This window comes from Methylophaga sp. SB9B, assembly GCF_004832235.1.
GTDB lineage: Bacteria > Pseudomonadota > Gammaproteobacteria > Nitrosococcales > Methylophagaceae > Methylophaga > Methylophaga muralis.
The window spans coordinates 1-14859 of record NZ_SSXS01000005.1 but is presented as its reverse complement, the minus strand read 5'-3'; the positions used below and the strand labels follow the sequence as shown (position 1 = coordinate 14859).

The 14859-nt window shown below is 44.9% G+C and carries 18 protein-coding genes and 1 tRNA gene; 13 read left to right on the top strand and 6 right to left on the bottom strand.

Annotated elements, in window-relative coordinates; translation table 11 throughout:
* Positions 1-1533 carry a 2,3-bisphosphoglycerate-independent phosphoglycerate mutase gene (gpmI, locus tag E8Q33_RS06640; RefSeq protein WP_136553743.1) on the bottom strand — a complete coding sequence of 511 codons (1533 nt, stop codon included), beginning with the start codon at positions 1531-1533 and terminating at the stop codon, positions 1-3.
* A 154-nt stretch (positions 1534-1687) separates the two neighbouring features.
* On the opposite strand from gpmI, the gene E8Q33_RS06635 reads away from it, so the two are divergent.
* Genes E8Q33_RS06635 through E8Q33_RS06610 form a run of 6 tightly spaced genes read left to right on the top strand, consistent with a single transcriptional unit; the run spans position 1688 to position 5159 of the window.
* Positions 1688-1984 (top strand): helix-turn-helix transcriptional regulator, encoded by a 297-nt coding sequence (locus E8Q33_RS06635; protein WP_069294906.1) that lies wholly within the window; start codon positions 1688-1690, stop codon positions 1982-1984.
* A gap of 35 nt (positions 1985-2019) precedes the next feature.
* Positions 2020-2439 (top strand): rhodanese-like domain-containing protein, encoded by a 420-nt coding sequence (locus E8Q33_RS06630; protein WP_069294907.1) that lies wholly within the window; start codon positions 2020-2022, stop codon positions 2437-2439.
* 18 nt (positions 2440-2457) lie between these two features.
* Positions 2458-2715: a glutaredoxin 3 gene (gene grxC, locus E8Q33_RS06625; RefSeq protein ID WP_069294908.1), complete on the top strand. Its 258-nt coding sequence runs from the start codon at positions 2458-2460 to the stop codon at positions 2713-2715.
* Between the two features lie 21 nt (positions 2716-2736).
* Entirely contained in the window at positions 2737-3219 is a 483-nt protein-coding gene (secB, locus tag E8Q33_RS06620; protein ID WP_136553741.1) for a protein-export chaperone SecB, read from the top strand.
* Positions 3220-3236: 17 nt separating this feature from the next.
* A complete protein-coding gene (locus E8Q33_RS06615) occupies positions 3237-4259 on the top strand; it encodes an NAD(P)H-dependent glycerol-3-phosphate dehydrogenase (protein WP_136553739.1) in 1023 nt (340 codons plus the stop codon).
* Positions 4260-4289: 30 nt separating this feature from the next.
* Positions 4290-5159 carry a hypothetical protein gene (locus tag E8Q33_RS06610; protein WP_069294911.1) on the top strand — a complete coding sequence of 290 codons (870 nt, stop codon included), beginning with the start codon at positions 4290-4292 and terminating at the stop codon, positions 5157-5159.
* 53 nt (positions 5160-5212) lie between these two features.
* On the opposite strand, the gene E8Q33_RS06605 is transcribed toward E8Q33_RS06610, so the two are convergent.
* On the bottom strand, positions 5213-6376 hold the full coding sequence (locus E8Q33_RS06605; RefSeq protein ID WP_136553737.1) for a class I SAM-dependent methyltransferase: 1164 nt from the start codon (positions 6374-6376) through the stop codon (positions 5213-5215).
* A 16-nt stretch (positions 6377-6392) separates the two neighbouring features.
* Here E8Q33_RS06605 and E8Q33_RS06600 point away from each other — a divergent pair, with 16 nt between their 5' ends.
* Positions 6393-7112, top strand: a complete 720-nt coding sequence (locus E8Q33_RS06600; protein ID WP_136553735.1) for an SDR family oxidoreductase — start codon at positions 6393-6395, stop codon at positions 7110-7112.
* Here the strand turns inward: E8Q33_RS06600 and E8Q33_RS06595 are convergent.
* On the bottom strand, positions 7044-7571 hold the full coding sequence (locus E8Q33_RS06595) for a 2-amino-4-hydroxy-6-hydroxymethyldihydropteridine diphosphokinase (protein ID WP_084002802.1): 528 nt from the start codon (positions 7569-7571) through the stop codon (positions 7044-7046). The genes E8Q33_RS06600 and E8Q33_RS06595 overlap by 69 nt on opposite strands.
* Positions 7568-7921, bottom strand: coding sequence for a dihydroneopterin aldolase (folB, locus tag E8Q33_RS06590; RefSeq protein WP_136553733.1), 354 nt, complete (start codon positions 7919-7921; stop codon positions 7568-7570). The genes E8Q33_RS06595 and folB overlap by 4 nt, the downstream gene beginning before the upstream one ends.
* 76 nt (positions 7922-7997) lie before the next feature.
* Here folB and plsY point away from each other — a divergent pair, with 76 nt between their 5' ends.
* A complete protein-coding gene (plsY, locus tag E8Q33_RS06585; protein WP_136553731.1) occupies positions 7998-8594 on the top strand; it encodes a glycerol-3-phosphate 1-O-acyltransferase PlsY in 597 nt (198 codons plus the stop codon).
* Here the strand turns inward: plsY and tsaD are convergent.
* Entirely contained in the window at positions 8586-9602 is a 1017-nt protein-coding gene (tsaD, locus tag E8Q33_RS06580; RefSeq protein ID WP_136553729.1) for a tRNA (adenosine(37)-N6)-threonylcarbamoyltransferase complex transferase subunit TsaD, read from the bottom strand. The two genes, plsY and tsaD, sit on opposite strands and share 9 nt — an antisense overlap.
* A 152-nt stretch (positions 9603-9754) precedes the next feature.
* Between tsaD and rpsU the strand changes: the two genes are divergently transcribed.
* From rpsU to E8Q33_RS06555, 5 genes are all read left to right on the top strand, one after another.
* The gene (gene rpsU / locus E8Q33_RS06575) at positions 9755-9970 is read left to right on the top strand and encodes a 30S ribosomal protein S21 (protein WP_014705573.1); all 216 of its coding nucleotides are present in this window, start codon (positions 9755-9757) and stop codon (positions 9968-9970) included.
* 23 nt (positions 9971-9993) lie between these two features.
* The gene (locus tag E8Q33_RS06570; RefSeq protein ID WP_069294918.1) at positions 9994-10455 is read left to right on the top strand and encodes a GatB/YqeY domain-containing protein; all 462 of its coding nucleotides are present in this window, start codon (positions 9994-9996) and stop codon (positions 10453-10455) included.
* 67 nt (positions 10456-10522) lie between these two features.
* The gene (gene dnaG, locus E8Q33_RS06565) at positions 10523-12247 is read left to right on the top strand and encodes a DNA primase (RefSeq protein ID WP_136553727.1); all 1725 of its coding nucleotides are present in this window, start codon (positions 10523-10525) and stop codon (positions 12245-12247) included.
* A gap of 95 nt (positions 12248-12342) precedes the next feature.
* Positions 12343-14181 (top strand): RNA polymerase sigma factor RpoD, encoded by a 1839-nt coding sequence (gene rpoD, locus E8Q33_RS06560; RefSeq protein WP_136553725.1) that lies wholly within the window; start codon positions 12343-12345, stop codon positions 14179-14181.
* A gap of 148 nt (positions 14182-14329) precedes the next feature.
* Positions 14330-14407, top strand: a tRNA-Ile gene (locus E8Q33_RS06555).
* Between the two features lie 374 nt (positions 14408-14781).
* Here the strand turns inward: E8Q33_RS06555 and E8Q33_RS16700 are convergent.
* The coding region (locus E8Q33_RS16700) for an integrase core domain-containing protein (protein WP_136553694.1) at positions 14782-14859 on the bottom strand (78 nt) is incomplete at its 5' end.

The following is a 14859-nucleotide window of genomic DNA, read 5'->3' as shown; positions in this document are numbered from 1 at the left end:
TCAGAGTAGTTTCACCAAAAGGTGATTATTCATTTCCGCCGGTATCGGCAGGCCCAACAGGTCTAGCATGGTGGGGGCAATATCGGATAACCCACCTTGCTCCATACATGCTGCAGGACGGCCAGCATAAATCAAAGGCACCAGATTGCTGGTGTGTGCGGTATGAGCTTGACCTTTTTCATGATCAAGCATTTTTTCAGCATTGCCGTGATCTGCAGTAACCAACATTTCTCCACCGCTTTCTTTCAATGCAGACCAGATTTTGCCCAGACAATTATCCAATGTTTCGATGGCTTTAACGGTTGCGTCAAAGTTTCCGGTATGTCCAACCATATCGGCATTGGCAAAATTACAGATAATCACATCATATTGGTTGCTATGAATGGCTTTGACTAACTTTTCGGCCACTTCTGGTGCGTTCATCTCGGGTTGTAAATCGTAGGTATCGACTTTAGGGGATGGGACCAAAATCCGATCTTCGCCTTCATAGGGAGCATCTCGGCCACCATTAAAAAAGAAAGTGACATGCGCATACTTTTCGGTTTCGGCAATGCGTAACTGTTTTAAACCAACGGCAGAAATACACTCACCCAACAGGTTATTGAGTTTTTCCGGCGGGAACGCTACCGGAACCACAAAATCCTTTTTATACTCAGTTAGTGTGACAAATTGAGACAATTTTGGTGTTCGTGGTTTTACGAAATCATTAAAGTCCGGATCAATAAACGTCTGGGTCAGTTCACGTGCTCGGTCCGCACGGAAGTTCATGAAGACGATGCTGTCGCCATCTTCAATTGGCACCGCTTCACCAATTTGCGTGGCTTTAACAAATTCGTCGGTTTCACCGCGATCATAAGCATCATTGATGGCTTGCAAAGCATTGTCTGCCTGATAAAGAGCATTGGCATTGGTAATCAATCCATAAGCCTGCTGGACTCTATCCCAGCGCTTGTCACGATCCATTGCATAGTAACGACCAATCACACTGGCAAAGCGTCCTTCGCCAGTTTCGTTAAAACTTGCTTGCATATTTTCGACAAATTGTAGAGCTGACTTGGGCGACGTATCACGACCATCCAGAAATGCATGTAAATAGATTTTTTTGGCGCCACGATCTGCGGCGAGCTTGACCATTGCGTGAATGTGGCTTTCGTGACTATGTACCCCGCCATCAGACAACAAACCTAAGATATGCAACGCTTTGTCATTGCGGACCACATCATCCACAACATCTGTCAGAGTTTGATTGCTAAAAAATGAACCGGTACGGATTGCGCGGCTGATGCGGGTGAATTCCTGATACACCACGCGACCTGCACCAATATTGAGATGCCCCACTTCCGAGTTTCCCATTTGATCTCCGGGCAAGCCTACGCCAGCGCCAGAAGCATTGATCAATGTGTGCGGGTAATCATTCCACAAATGATCCCAAACAGGCGTATGGGCAGCCATAATGGCATTATGTTGAGGGTCTTCACTATAACCCCAACCATCAAGAATGATTAGTGCAAGTGGGCGGTGCATGTGGTTCATGGATTTATCCTTTAATCACAGGTTGCGACGTCATCTTTGCTTGCCAAAAACAGTGAGCACTGCAAATCAACAACAATGCTGTGTATTATATGGGCTTTTGTAATCAATTACAGTTGCCATCGCATTGACGAACATCATCTCACAGGCTGGAAACATGAAGGCGCAGGCTCTTGATGAAGATATTGAGCGCGCTGCCTTTGCGCTGAAAGCAATGTCGAATCCTTTGCGCTTGAAAATTCTTTGTACTTTGGGGGATAAAGAATTGTCTGTGCAGGATATCGTAGATCATGTAGGCACCACGCAAAGTAATGTCTCTCAGCACCTTGCCAAATTAAAAGAAAAAAACATTTTAGCTGCCAGACGAGATGCGAATAGGATCTTTTATCGTGTTAAAGATGATCGTCTGTTAAGGCTGATCAGTATGATGTGTGAACTGTTCTGCGCAAAATAAGATACATCAATTATTCATAATTTTAGGGTTGTTTAATGGAAAATCTGGGCGAATTTATTATTAACCACTGGATACTGTCCAGCTTGTTTGTCGTATTGTTGTGGTTGGTTTTTTCCGATTCATTAACACGCAAACTCAGTGGTTTTAATACCATCGACGTAACGACGGCGGTCAATCTGGTAAATCAGCAAAAAGGCTGTTTTGTGGATGTTCGTGATAAAGCGGCGTTTGAGAGTTCACATATTGTCGATTCGGTAAATGTGCCACTGGCGGATATTGATGCGAATCTGAAGCCATTGAAAAAGAAAGAACAACCTTTAGTGCTGGTGTGTGACAGTGGTCAACGCGCCAAATCTGCAGCCAAGCAGTTTAAGACTCGTGGCTATACCAATATTCATGTACTGTCTGGCGGCTTACACGCTTGGCGAGATGCCAAATTGCCGCTGTTCAGTTAAGACCTGGAACGTGCTGATATGAACAAAGTCATCATTTATTCTTCTGGCCATTGCCCGTATTGCGTTATGGCTAAGCAACTGTTGGATCGTAAAGGTGTTGTTTACGATGAGATCCGGGTGGATCAGCATCCTGAAAAACGTGAAGAAATGATGCAAAAAAGTCAGCGCCGTACGGTTCCACAAATATTCATTAATGGTAAAGCGGTAGGTGGTTATACCGATTTGGTCGATATCGACCGGTCAGGCCAGCTCGATGCTTTATTAACAAATAATTAAACTTTAACGAGAGGGAAAATCATGGCTGAAGAAAATGCAGCAGCAACAGAAGAACAACAACCTAAGTTCATCATTCAGAAAATCTATACCAAAGATATTTCTTTTGAAACACCGAATTCTCCAGCAATTTTCCGTGAAGAATGGAAGCCAAAACTGGATCTGCAGTTAGGTAATGAATACAACCGTCTTGATGAAGACACCCATGAAATTATTCTGATTGTTACCGTTACCGCTAAAGTTAATGATCAAGTGGCGTTTCTGGCAGAAGTGAAACAGGCTGGTATTTTCACCTTGACCGGTTACAACAAAGAAGAAATGGGTCCTTTAATTGGCAGCTACTGCCCGAATACGATTTTCCCGTTTGCTCGTGAAGTGATTTCAGACGTGGTCATTAAAGGCGGTTTCCCGCAGTTAGTGTTGGCGCCAGTTAATTTCGATGCGGTATACAGACATCAAATTGATCAAGCTCGTCAGCAAATGGAAGCAGCACAAGCCACGCATTAATTTTTGAACAAACAGTAATGAACGCTTCAACTTTAATGCCCACCTTAGTCATTGGTGCCGGTGCCTGGGGAACGGCACTGGCTATAGCTATGGCGAGAAATGGTCATGAAGTCTGGTTATGGGGACGGGATAAGGAACAGCTTTCGCGAATAGCGACAGAGCGAATGAACAGTCGTTATTTGCCAGAAATTACTCTGCCAGAGTCCTTAAAAATTGAAATGGATTTGGCAAAGGCATTGACCCATTGCCAGCATGTAATGGTTTCGGTACCCAGTGCGGCGTTTAGTGAAACCTTAAACAAAATTAAACCTTTTCTGCCAAAAAACATCCCACTTAGCTGGGCAACAAAAGGTTTAACGCCGCAAACCGGGCAATTTCTGCATGATACGGCGATTGAAATTCTGGGCGTCGGACATTCGCTGGCAGTCGTTTCTGGACCCTCTTTTGCCGCAGAAGTAGCTGCAGGGTTACCAACGGCATTAACAGTGGCTTCGCGGGACAGTGAGTTTGCCAAGGCTTTGGCAAATGCACTTCATGGTCCGGCTTTAAGGGCCTATACCACCAATGACCTGTTGGGGGTACAGATCGGCGGTACGGTGAAAAATGTATTGGCTATCGCCGCTGGTATTTGTGATGGGTTGGGTTATGGGGCGAATGCGCGAGCCGCTTTACTCACCCGCGGTATGGCAGAAATCATGCGTTTGGCCAGTGTGTTAGGAGCTGAACCGGAAACTATGTTTGGCTTGTCTGGGATGGGTGATTTGATTTTGACCTGCACTGATAATCAAAGTCGTAATCGTCAATTGGGTTTGGCTATTGGCTCAGGGCTTACCGTTGATGAGGCCGTTGTAAAGGTTGGGAAAACGGTTGAAGGGATGCATGCTGCAAGAGAGGTTTTATTACGCGCTCAGCAGGCAGGTATTGAGATGCCAATTGTCGAGCAGGTATGCAAAATCTTGTTTGAAGGGTACGATCCGCGCAAATCAGTTCAGGCATTATTATGTCGTGAACAAAAAGCAGAGTCTCCGGTAGTCGGATAAACGTGATACGAATTAATTGAGGAAATTTATATGCAAGGCATTGTGAAATACAGCAGCATCATTGCACTCAGTATGGCAATGACTGTCGGCTTGTCTGCCTGTGGCAACCCATTCAGTAAAAAATCATCCAATGATAATGAAGTCGTCATGTCACAAAGTGGTCCGAAACTGTGGGAGTCAAATCTGCAATACGTGCGATTGGTCGAGCGGGATCAACCTGGTACCAACCAGCATCCATTACCAATAAATTCTGATGAAATGCGAGAAGTGCTGTCTTCGTTGTATGTCAATCAGCGGGTATTATTGAGAACACAACAGGTTCCTTTGTTCTCGCCAGGTGAATTGCAGATCTTGAGTTCAACACTGGCCCAAGGCTTAAGTCGCGCTCAACCGAATGAAGATATTACTTTTGTCACTTTAGGTGTTCATGCCGGCGCAATTGCGGCAGAGCGTAAAACCAACAGTGGTCGTGTGTTCATTGATAGTAATGGTCGTCTGAATATTATCTTTGGTTTGGTACATCAGGAATACCGCGATAAAGACCAAATTACCGGTCAGGATATTGATCGTCGGGTGAATCCATTGTTGCCGGGCAGCCGCAGAAGCGATTCCAGACCTGCTACGCAGGTAGTGCTTGATAATGGGCAGTCTTATTATGAAGTTGATGGCTCAGAGCGTTCAGACTGGTTAATTATTGATATTCCGACAGTATTGGCAACTGCTGCCGAACGTAAAGGTCAGGATACCGGTGCATTAACACCTGAAATGCGTGAAGAAATTGCCAGAACTAAACGTCAAACAGATAATTTGACTGACGATGTGGCAAACATCAAAGAAGTCCTGTTTGAAATGTCAGAGCAGCTTGAGCAGCTCAAACAGCAGCTTGAAGAAAAACAATAATCCCTATTCGGGTTATATAAATTAGGCGCTTCGGCGCCTTTTTTATTGAGCAATTACAGACGATAACGAAGGTCAGCGGATTTTGAGCGTGGCATCTCAACCTTTTTTGACAGGCTAAGCACTTTAAACAATTCCCCCATTTGTTCTGGCAACAATAAACGTTTCAATGCTGCAGCTTGCTGCAACTGCTGAAAGGCTTGATTTGCATTATTCTGACTAAGATTAAGAATCTCACCAGCCAGCAGAAAATCGCTTTGTCTTTGATAACCTTCTACCTGCAGCCCTTCAGCAAGGGCTGTTTCAGCCAGCGCGGTGAAATCCACATGAGCAGTAATATCCTGTAAACCGACTAAAACCAGCGGATCATCATGAGCCTGATGACGATAATGACAACGCAACATGCCTTGATGACGCAAAGGATGAAAATAATCTTTGGCTTCATAACCATAGTCAATCAGATAGATAGCGCCATGGTTCAGCAGATTAGCAATGGTGCTCAACCATGCTGGCGACTGTAAGGCGATTTCGGTCTGATATGGAAACAGCTCCAGCTGCGGCTGAATTTCTTCACAACGAGCTTTTAATTCGGGATTGGTTATAGGCTGAGTCTGCCATGCAAGTTCTCCGTTATGAACACTCACCCCTACTTCTAAAAGCTGCTCATTTTCAAACTGTACCCGATGCACCGGCATTGCGTCGCAGACTTCATTAGCGATAATTACACCATTAAATTCTACAGGTAATTGATCCAGCCAGATGACTAAGCTTGATATGTCACCTGATTGTTCTTTCAATTTATGACGCTGTATTTCACGTAAGTAGGCACTCGCTTCAATAATGTAATACTGCTTTGGTAAACAATCAATTTCAGCCAAATATAACAATAGATCGAAGGCCATCTGACCGCTCCCTGCGCCAAATTCCAGGCAATCAGCTTCAGGGATTTGTTTAAGCACATCAGCAATATGATTGCCCAGCGCCTTGGAAAACAACGGAGTGATTTCTGGTGCTGTTATAAAATCCCCTGCTTTGCCAATTTTGCTCAAGCCATTACTGTAATAACCCAATCCAGTTTGGTATAAAGCCAATTGCATAAATTCTGCAAAGCTCAGCCAGCCATTGCGATCTTCGATGGTCTGATAAATCAGTTGCAACAGCTGAGCGCTATGCTGTTGCGCTATAGGGTCAGGTACAGGTAACGTGGCGGTGTGTTTCATTTAGTCGGAAATTTCAGTGGATAATCCCATTTTAGTAACAGGAGCCGGACGGCGGGTTGGATTTCATATTGCCTCCAGGCTAAAACAGGATGGTTATGAGGTATTGGCACATTACCGTACTGAAACCGATGATGTCCAAAAACTAAGGCATTTAGGCATACAGACTATCCAGGCTGACCTGCAGGACACCAGTAGCATTATGGTGTTTATTGAGCAATTGCAGCAGTTAAGTCAATCGTATCGAGGCATTGTGCACAATGCGTCAGCTTTTACTCCGACGTCAGAAGATCTAAACCAAGCTGCTGAACAATATCAGCACTTTTTTACCGTGCACATGTTAGCGCCGTTTCTTATCAATCAGGCGTTATCTGCGACTTTAAAAGGCCCGGGAGATGATCCGGCGGATATTATTCACATCACTGATATCAACGTAGAAAACCCCACCCCGAGGTTTGATATCTACGGCACAACTAAAGCGGGGTTACATAACCTAACTGTGGTTTCTGCCAAAAAACTTGCGCCAAATATCAAAGTGAATTCAGTGGCGCCGGGGCCGGTATTATTTACCGAATCACATAGTCAAGAGGTTCGGCAGAAAATGTTGGCTGAAACCCCATTGGCCCGAGAAGGTGGTGCTGAGCCAGTTTATCTTGCCATCAAAAGTTTGCTAGAAAACCCCTTTATTACTGGCGCTACCATTCCAGTAGATGGTGGTCGCCGTCTCTCCAAAGCTTAGGTGCGATGTCTTGATTAAAACGCCTTCAGGTGGTGTTACTTCGGCAGTTTCAGTCAAATAACCTAATAGCTCACGAATGATCGGATAAAGAAAATATTCGTCAGTCACACTGCTCACGGTAATTTCAGCTTCGTCAGGCAATTTAAGTGAGCAGAGAATATCGATATCGGCAGGTCGATCTTTAGTTTTGCTTAATGGGTCGTCACGATCCCGACCTAACTGGGTTTCTATTTGATTGCAAAACACCTTAAGTTCACTTTGGGGCAAGTCGGTTTCAACAAAAATTATCGTATTTAAAAAATCGCGATAGCTATTCATTCCGACTGGCGGGATTTTCAGTACGCGGCTGATATTAAGTTCACCAAATTCTCTTACTAAGGCAGTCACCATGGCAGCCATATTATCCTGCGGACTAATATTAGAGCCCAGTCCAAGCAGATAGCCTTGCCGTTGCATCATCCGTTAGAGCGCTCAATAACAATTTGTGCGTAATTCTGACCATGCAATTTGACCGGTTTGGTCAAGGTCAATTTGAGCTTTGGAATAGCAAAGGTTTTCAACAACAATTGTGCTACCTCTTCTGCCAATCTTTCTATTAACAGATAACGGCTGTTGGCAACAAATTCCACCAAGACATTGGCTACAGCGCCATAATCCAACGTATTTGAAATATCATCTGATTTAGCTGCATGACGGATATCCCAGTCCATTTCCAAATCAAAACGCAGGGTTTGCAGGGTTTCACGCTCCCAATCATAAATACCAATAATGGTGTCTACTTTGAGATCATTAAGAAAAATTTTATCCATGATGTCGCTTCAATGTTGGCAAAAGTAGTAATGGTACTGAATAATACCGCTACATTTTAAAAGGTCGCATCATAACATGCCTGAATTAACTGCCATCGCGCTGCTTGCACTACTCGGCGCCTATCTAATTGGCTCACTGTCGAGCGCTGTAATACTATGCAAAATTGCTGGATTACCGGATCCCCGGACTCAAGGTTCAGGCAATCCTGGGGCGACCAATGTTCTGCGTATGGGTAGTAAAAAACTCGCAGCATTAGTATTACTGATAGATGTTTTAAAAGGCGTCATTCCAGTGTTAATTGGACGGATGTTAGGTTTTGATATCAATATCCTGACCTTAATCGCTTTCTTCGCATTTCTTGGGCATTTATACCCCATTTTTTTCCAGTTTAAAGGCGGCAAAGGTGTCGCAACGGCATTGGGTGCATTTCTTGCCCTTTCACCTGCATTGGCTGGCGCAGCCTTATTGACTTGGATTATGGTGTTTGTGATTAGCCGGATTTCGTCATTATCAGCCATTACGGCCGCTGCCCTGACTCCGGTTTATGCGATCTGGTTGATTGATACAGCATTTGCCCGCTGGATTATTTTGGTCATTGCCATACTGCTGCTGTGGCGACATCGCGGAAATATCCAGCGCTTAATGGCAGGTGAAGAGAAAAAATCAGGCTGAGACAGGGGCCGTTAATTCGTCCAAAGGCCAACGCGAACGCACATTAAAAGTGGCTTCGGTTTCCATAACCATAGCTTGATCACGCATAGCTCCAGCAAAAGCGATCATCGCCCCATTATCACTGCAGAACTGTAACTGCGGGTAATAAACCTGAACTTTAGGTATTGCATCTAAAGCTGCTCGCAAAGACTTGTTAGCACTGACACCACCAGCTACCACCAGACGTTTATGGCCACTTTGTTTTAATGCCCGGCGGCATTTAATCACCAAGGTTTCCACCGCGGCTGTTTGAAAAGCCAGCGCAATATCGGCTTTCGCCTGTTCACTTTGATCGCTGTTATGCCAGGTGTTTAAAGCAAATGTTTTCAGACCACTGAAACTGAAATCCAAACCCGGACGATTAGTCATTGGTCTAGGAAAGACATAAGCACCCTCTTGGCCATGTTCTGCTAAAGCTGCCAATGCTGGGCCGCCTGGGTAACCCAGCCCTAACATTTTGGCCGTTTTATCGAATGCTTCACCTACCGCATCATCGATTGATTCGCCCATTAATTGGTATTCACCAACGCCCTTAACATCAACCAGTAAGGTATGGCCGCCCGAAATCAATAAAGAAACAAATGGAAATGCTGGCGGATTGGCTTCCAGTAATGGCGATAAAAGATGCCCTTCCATATGATTGATGGGCAAGGCTGGAATGTTTAATGCCCAGGCTAAACTGCGACCGATTGCGGCGCCAACTAGTAAAGCGCCTACCAGACCCGGGCCCGCCGTATAGGCAACCGCATCGATATCATTGCGTTGCAGTCCGGCCTCATCCAAAACCTGTTGCATTAAGGGTAATGCCTTCTGAATATGATCGCGGGAAGCTAGTTCTGGCACCACGCCACCATATTCAGCATGCATCTCTATCTGACTGAAAAGCGCGTGAGCTAACAGCCCTTTTTCAGTATCATAGAGTGCAATACCGGTTTCATCGCAAGATGATTCAATTCCTAAAACACGCATAAATTTATTCTGACTGCATTAAATTAATGCCGATTATTATGCCTTGCTGGGGCTGGTCTCATCCAACTAATTAGCATTTAGTATTTTCTTTCCTAAATAGATCTCGTACAATTAAGGGCTTTTCCGTCATTGTCTGTTTAGGAATGTATTGAATGCCATCTGTTAAGGTTAAAGAAAACGAACCATTTGACGTAGCTTTACGTCGTTTCAAACGTGCTTGTGAAAAAGCCGGTACGGTTGCTGAAGCTCGTGCCCGCGAAGCTTACGAAAAACCAACTACGGTTCGTAAACGTGCTGCAGCTGCCGCTGTTAAACGTCACCAAAAGAAACTGTCTCGTGAAAACGCTAGCCGCGTTCGCATGTACTAATTGCTGATTAGAATCTCATTCTAATGCCTCAAGAAGCCAGTCCGCTTAAAACTCGAATTCAAGATAGCGTAAAAGACGCAATGCGCGCCAAAGACAGAGATCGTCTCGGTACATTGCGCCAAATCACCGCTGCCATCAAGCAAGTTGAAGTCGATAATCGCCAGGATATGTCAGACGATGACATCATCGTTGTGCTGACCAAAATGACTAAGCAGCGTAAAGATGCCTTGTCGCAGTTTGAGCAAGCTGGCCGAGATGACTTAGCCGTTATCGAAAAAGCTGAATTGGCGATTATTGAAGAATTCTTGCCAACAGCCTTGAGCGAAGCAGAATTGCAGGCAGCGATTGCTGATGCAATTCAAGAGACAGGTGCTAGTAGCCAGAAAGACATGGGTGCGGTGATGAATGTGTTGCGTCCAAAAGTTCAGGGACGTGCTGATATGGGCGCAGTAAGCAGCCAAGTTAAGGCCGCGCTCAGTTCCTAAGCCAGCATGCCAGGTCTTTTTTCAGACGTGGTTAACATTCATGACAGACTTCGGCCATAATTGATTTATGGCCGGACAAATCCCTCCACAATTTATTGACGAATTGCTCTCACGAGTCGATATCGTTGATATTATCGATGCGCGTGTACCGCTGAAAAAAGCAGGTAAAAATCTTCACGCCTGTTGTCCTTTTCACAACGAGAAAACCCCTTCATTTACTGTCAGCCCTGATAAACAGTTTTATCATTGTTTTGGCTGTGGTGCGCATGGAACGGCGATCGGCTTCTTGATGGAATACGATCAGCTCAGCTTTCCTGAAGCTATTCAGGAGCTAGCTGATACCGTTGGTATGCAGGTACCGGTAACACAACAAGCTTCCCTGACTCCTGCCAGACAAAATCTTTACGATCTGATGGATAAGGTCAGTCGTTATTACGTGCATCAACTACAAAACCATCCACAGCGCCAACCCTTTCAGGACTATATTCAACAACGTGGTCTGAGTCCCGAAACCGTAGCCGCTTTTGATATAGGTATGGCACCGGACGGCTGGGACAACGTTTTACGCACTTTTGGCAATAATCAGCAAACCCAGGATCAATTGTTCGAAGCCGGAATGCTGATCAAAAATGACAAGGGGCGTACTTACGATCGTTTTCGTGATCGGCTGATGTTTCCAATTCGTGACCGTCGTGGCCGCGTTATCGCCTTTGGTGGACGAGTTATAGATGCTGATGGCACACCAAAATATCTGAACTCACCCGAAACCCCCATCTTTCATAAAGGCCAGGAGCTGTATGGCCTGTATCAAGCCCGTAAAGCCAATCGTCGATTGGAAAAGATCCTGATAGTTGAAGGGTATATGGATGTGATCGCCCTGGCGCAGTTTGGCATTAACAATGCCGTGGCAACATTGGGAACGGCTACAACATCCGAACATTTGCGGCTATTAACGCGTAGCGCGCCGGAAATTGTTTTTTGTTTTGATGGCGATCGTGCAGGTAAAGAGGCGGCTTGGCGAGCAGCAGAAAACGCTTTACCGATCCTTGGCGGCAACTTTGAATTGAAATTTATGTTTCTGCCGGAAGGTCAGGATCCAGACACCATGGTAAGAGAGCAGGGGGCTGACGCCTTTCATCAACGTATAGCTCAAGCACAAAGTTATTCCGAATTTTTCTTTGCTACATTGCTTTCGCGAGTGGATAGTCAATCAATGGATGGCCGTGCCAGGCTGGTTGAAATTGCCAAACCCTATCTACGGCATATTCCAGCTGGTTTATACCGGGATATGCTGGAGCAGCAGCTGGCAGACCATGCCAAGACCAATATTGCCACGTTAAATAAACATCTGGAAAAGCCAGCAGCGCCACCACGAGCTAAAAGCGTTAAACAAAATGCCATGGCCAATATGACCCCGGTGCGCATGGCCGTGATGATTCTGTTGCAACATCCGCAACTGCATGAAGCCGTTCCGGATACAGATAAATTAAGTCTGCTGGATATGCCGGGCTTAGCGATTTTAATTCAGCTACTTGAAACCATGCGTGAGCATCCCCATCTTAAAACCGCACAGCTGTTGGAGCGTTGGCGAGACACCCAACAAGCTCCTTATATGGAAAAGCTCGCGATGCAACCATTGAATTTGTCGCCAGAACAACTGGAGCATGAACTCATAGGGATTGTGACTCGTCTAAACAAGCAAGCAAGAGATGAACGTTTAACTTATTTGATGAGCAAACCTCTCAGCCAATTAACAGAGGCTGAAAAAATGGAAGTGAAATCCTTTAAGTGAGTGTTCTGTAATCAAAAATGATGCAATAACGAAGTGCTTTCACTATAATATAGTGTTACCGCCAAAAACAGCGTCACCATGCATAAAGAGGCCGAATGAAAGATCAGCAATCACGCGTTAAAGAACTTATCGCCCTGGGCAAGGAGCGCGGTTATCTCACTTACGGTGAGATCAATGACCACCTTCCAGAAGATTTGGTCGATGCGGATCAGGTCGAAGATATTGTCAGTATGTTCAGTGACTTGGGTATCATGGTCCATGAAGATGGCATGGATACCGATGAGATGGAACGCCTTGCCGAGGCTGTTTCATCAAACGACGAAGTCTCTGATGAAGAAGCCGCAGCCGTTCTAGCAAGTTCAGATGGTGAGTTTGGTCGTACCACCGATCCTGTTCGCATGTACATGCGTGAAATGGGATCTGTTGAGTTATTGACCCGTGAAGGCGAGATCGTTATCGCTAAACGCATTGAAGCTGGCCTGCGCGAAAGCCTGTTGATGCTGTCTACTTATCCTCCTGTCATTTCATCTTTCCTAGAGTTCTACGATGCGGTGGAAGCTGGTGAAATGAGGCTTAATGAACTTATTCGGGGCTTTATCGCGCCAGAAGAACTGCTTGCTAGTGAAGATGAAGATGATGATCTGACCAGCAGCGTCGATAGTGATGATAGCGATAGCGACGATGATGACGACGATGATGTTGGTGGCGTGAGTGATGATGAAGAGGATTCTGGTGAAATTGATCCGGAAGAGGCCCGCACTCGTTTTACCGCATTACGTGAAGCTTACAAAAAAGTCCTGGCAACACAAGGTGATGCCATGGTTGAAGCCCGTGAGCAGGCGAGTAACCTGTTTATGGAATTCAAATTGACACCAAAAACATTGGTGTTTTTAAACGAATTGATGACAGCAACCATCACAGAAGTTCGTAAACAAGAAAAAATTATCATGGATATCGTTGTCGAGCAGGCGGGTATGAATCGCCGCGACTTTATCGATGCCTTCCTGGGAAATGAAAGCAACCTTGAATGGTCCGATAAATTCGTTAGGGCTAAAAAGCACTATTCATCTACCATCAAGAAGAATCTGGATGACATTCTGGCGGCACAATCCAAATTGGCAGAAATTGCTGATGACCGCGGATTGACCATTGCAGATATCAAAGAAATCAGCCGTCAAATGTCGATTGCTGAAGCCAAAGCGCGTCGTGCCAAAAAAGAAATGGTTGAAGCTAATCTACGTTTGGTTATCTCGATTGCCAAAAAATACACGAACCGTGGTCTGCAATTCCTGGATTTGATTCAGGAAGGCAATATTGGTTTGATGAAAGCGGTTGATAAATTCGAATATCAACGTGGTTACAAGTTCTCAACCTATGCAACATGGTGGATTCGTCAGGCTATCACGCGTTCTATAGCTGACCAGGCGCGTACTATCCGTATTCCGGTACACATGATTGAGACTATTAACAAACTCAACCGGGTTGCCCGTCAAATGCTTCAAGAAATGGGCCGTGAACCAACCCCGGATGAATTGGCAGAACGCGTAGAAATGCCGGAAGACAAAGTACGAAAAGTACTGAAGATTTCCAAAGAACCAATTTCTATGGAAACACCCATCGGTGACGATGAAGATTCACATCTGGGTGATTTCGTTGAAGATATCAACGTTATGTCACCAGCAGACTCCGCTATCATCGAAGGCCTCAGAGAAGCCACTCAGGGCGTTCTGAACGGCCTGACCGAGCGAGAAGCCAAAGTACTGCGTATGCGGTTTGGTATTGACATGAATACCGACCACACATTGGAAGAAGTCGGTAAACAGTTTGACGTTACCCGTGAGCGTATTCGTCAAATCGAAGCGAAAGCTTTACGTAAATTACGTCACCCATCACGTTCGGATCAACTGAGAAGCTTTTTAGATTCCGACAGCTGATTACAAAATCGGGCCTATAGCTCAGTTGGTTAGAGCGCCTTTAGGCAGTTTAAACCTACCAATTTATTGTATAGGTACTTAAAAACAAAGAGTTAAGATATAGTAGTATTACCAAAAAGTAAGGTAATATTACCAAAAAGTTTAAACAAGGCCGTTAGCTCAGATGGTTAGTAGCACTCGACTCATAATCGATTGGTCGTAGGTTCAAGTCCTACACGGCCCACCATCCTTTATTGAGGGTCATAACTGACCCTCAACTTTTACTCAAAACTTCCCAAAGTAAAACGGTTGTTTAATCCTTGCTCACTGCATAATGCTGTCCATTACATACCCATAAATACAGGCTATATGAGCTCTGATAATAATCAGCATGTCCAATAATGTTAAAATGAAACAATAAACATGCTGTTTATGAAAGATTGACTGAGAGAACATAGATCAATAATAAATCGTAAAATGTTATTCAGAGTTTTACCGCATGAATTTGCTTCACACTACATATGTTTTACAAGACGATTCAAATGGAAGCGCTTGTATTTGTGAGTAACAATTGACCTTTCCCCTGAATTAGTACCAGTCCCATGATGAGATTTGGCTACTTTATGCTGCCTGTTTAGCGTATTCAACTGGCGGCATGTAATTCAGTGAGCTATGCGGCCGGACATGGTTGTAATGCTC

Excerpts from the sequence above, each read along its gene's own strand:
- gpmI (WP_136553743.1), bottom strand. The coding sequence starts at position 1,533 with ATGAACCACATGCACCGCCCACTTGCACTAATCATTCTTGATGGTTGG.
- E8Q33_RS06570 (WP_069294918.1), top strand. The coding sequence starts at position 9,994 with ATGCCTCAAGAAGCCAGTCCGCTTAAAACTCGAATTCAAGATAGCGTA.
- E8Q33_RS06635 (WP_069294906.1), top strand. The coding sequence starts at position 1,688 with ATGAAGGCGCAGGCTCTTGATGAAGATATTGAGCGCGCTGCCTTTGCG.
- dnaG (WP_136553727.1), top strand. The coding sequence starts at position 10,523 with ATGGCCGGACAAATCCCTCCACAATTTATTGACGAATTGCTCTCACGA.
- tsaD (WP_136553729.1), bottom strand. The coding sequence starts at position 9,602 with ATGCGTGTTTTAGGAATTGAATCATCTTGCGATGAAACCGGTATTGCA.
- rpoD (WP_136553725.1), top strand. The coding sequence starts at position 12,343 with ATGAAAGATCAGCAATCACGCGTTAAAGAACTTATCGCCCTGGGCAAG.
- grxC (WP_069294908.1), top strand. The coding sequence starts at position 2,458 with ATGAACAAAGTCATCATTTATTCTTCTGGCCATTGCCCGTATTGCGTT.
- E8Q33_RS06630 (WP_069294907.1), top strand. The coding sequence starts at position 2,020 with ATGGAAAATCTGGGCGAATTTATTATTAACCACTGGATACTGTCCAGC.
- E8Q33_RS06605 (WP_136553737.1), bottom strand. The coding sequence starts at position 6,376 with ATGAAACACACCGCCACGTTACCTGTACCTGACCCTATAGCGCAACAG.
- rpsU (WP_014705573.1), top strand. The coding sequence starts at position 9,755 with ATGCCATCTGTTAAGGTTAAAGAAAACGAACCATTTGACGTAGCTTTA.
- secB (WP_136553741.1), top strand. The coding sequence starts at position 2,737 with ATGGCTGAAGAAAATGCAGCAGCAACAGAAGAACAACAACCTAAGTTC.
- folB (WP_136553733.1), bottom strand. The coding sequence starts at position 7,921 with ATGGATAAAATTTTTCTTAATGATCTCAAAGTAGACACCATTATTGGT.
- E8Q33_RS06610 (WP_069294911.1), top strand. The coding sequence starts at position 4,290 with ATGCAAGGCATTGTGAAATACAGCAGCATCATTGCACTCAGTATGGCA.
- E8Q33_RS06615 (WP_136553739.1), top strand. The coding sequence starts at position 3,237 with ATGAACGCTTCAACTTTAATGCCCACCTTAGTCATTGGTGCCGGTGCC.
- plsY (WP_136553731.1), top strand. The coding sequence starts at position 7,998 with ATGCCTGAATTAACTGCCATCGCGCTGCTTGCACTACTCGGCGCCTAT.
- E8Q33_RS06595 (WP_084002802.1), bottom strand. The coding sequence starts at position 7,571 with ATGATGCAACGGCAAGGCTATCTGCTTGGACTGGGCTCTAATATTAGT.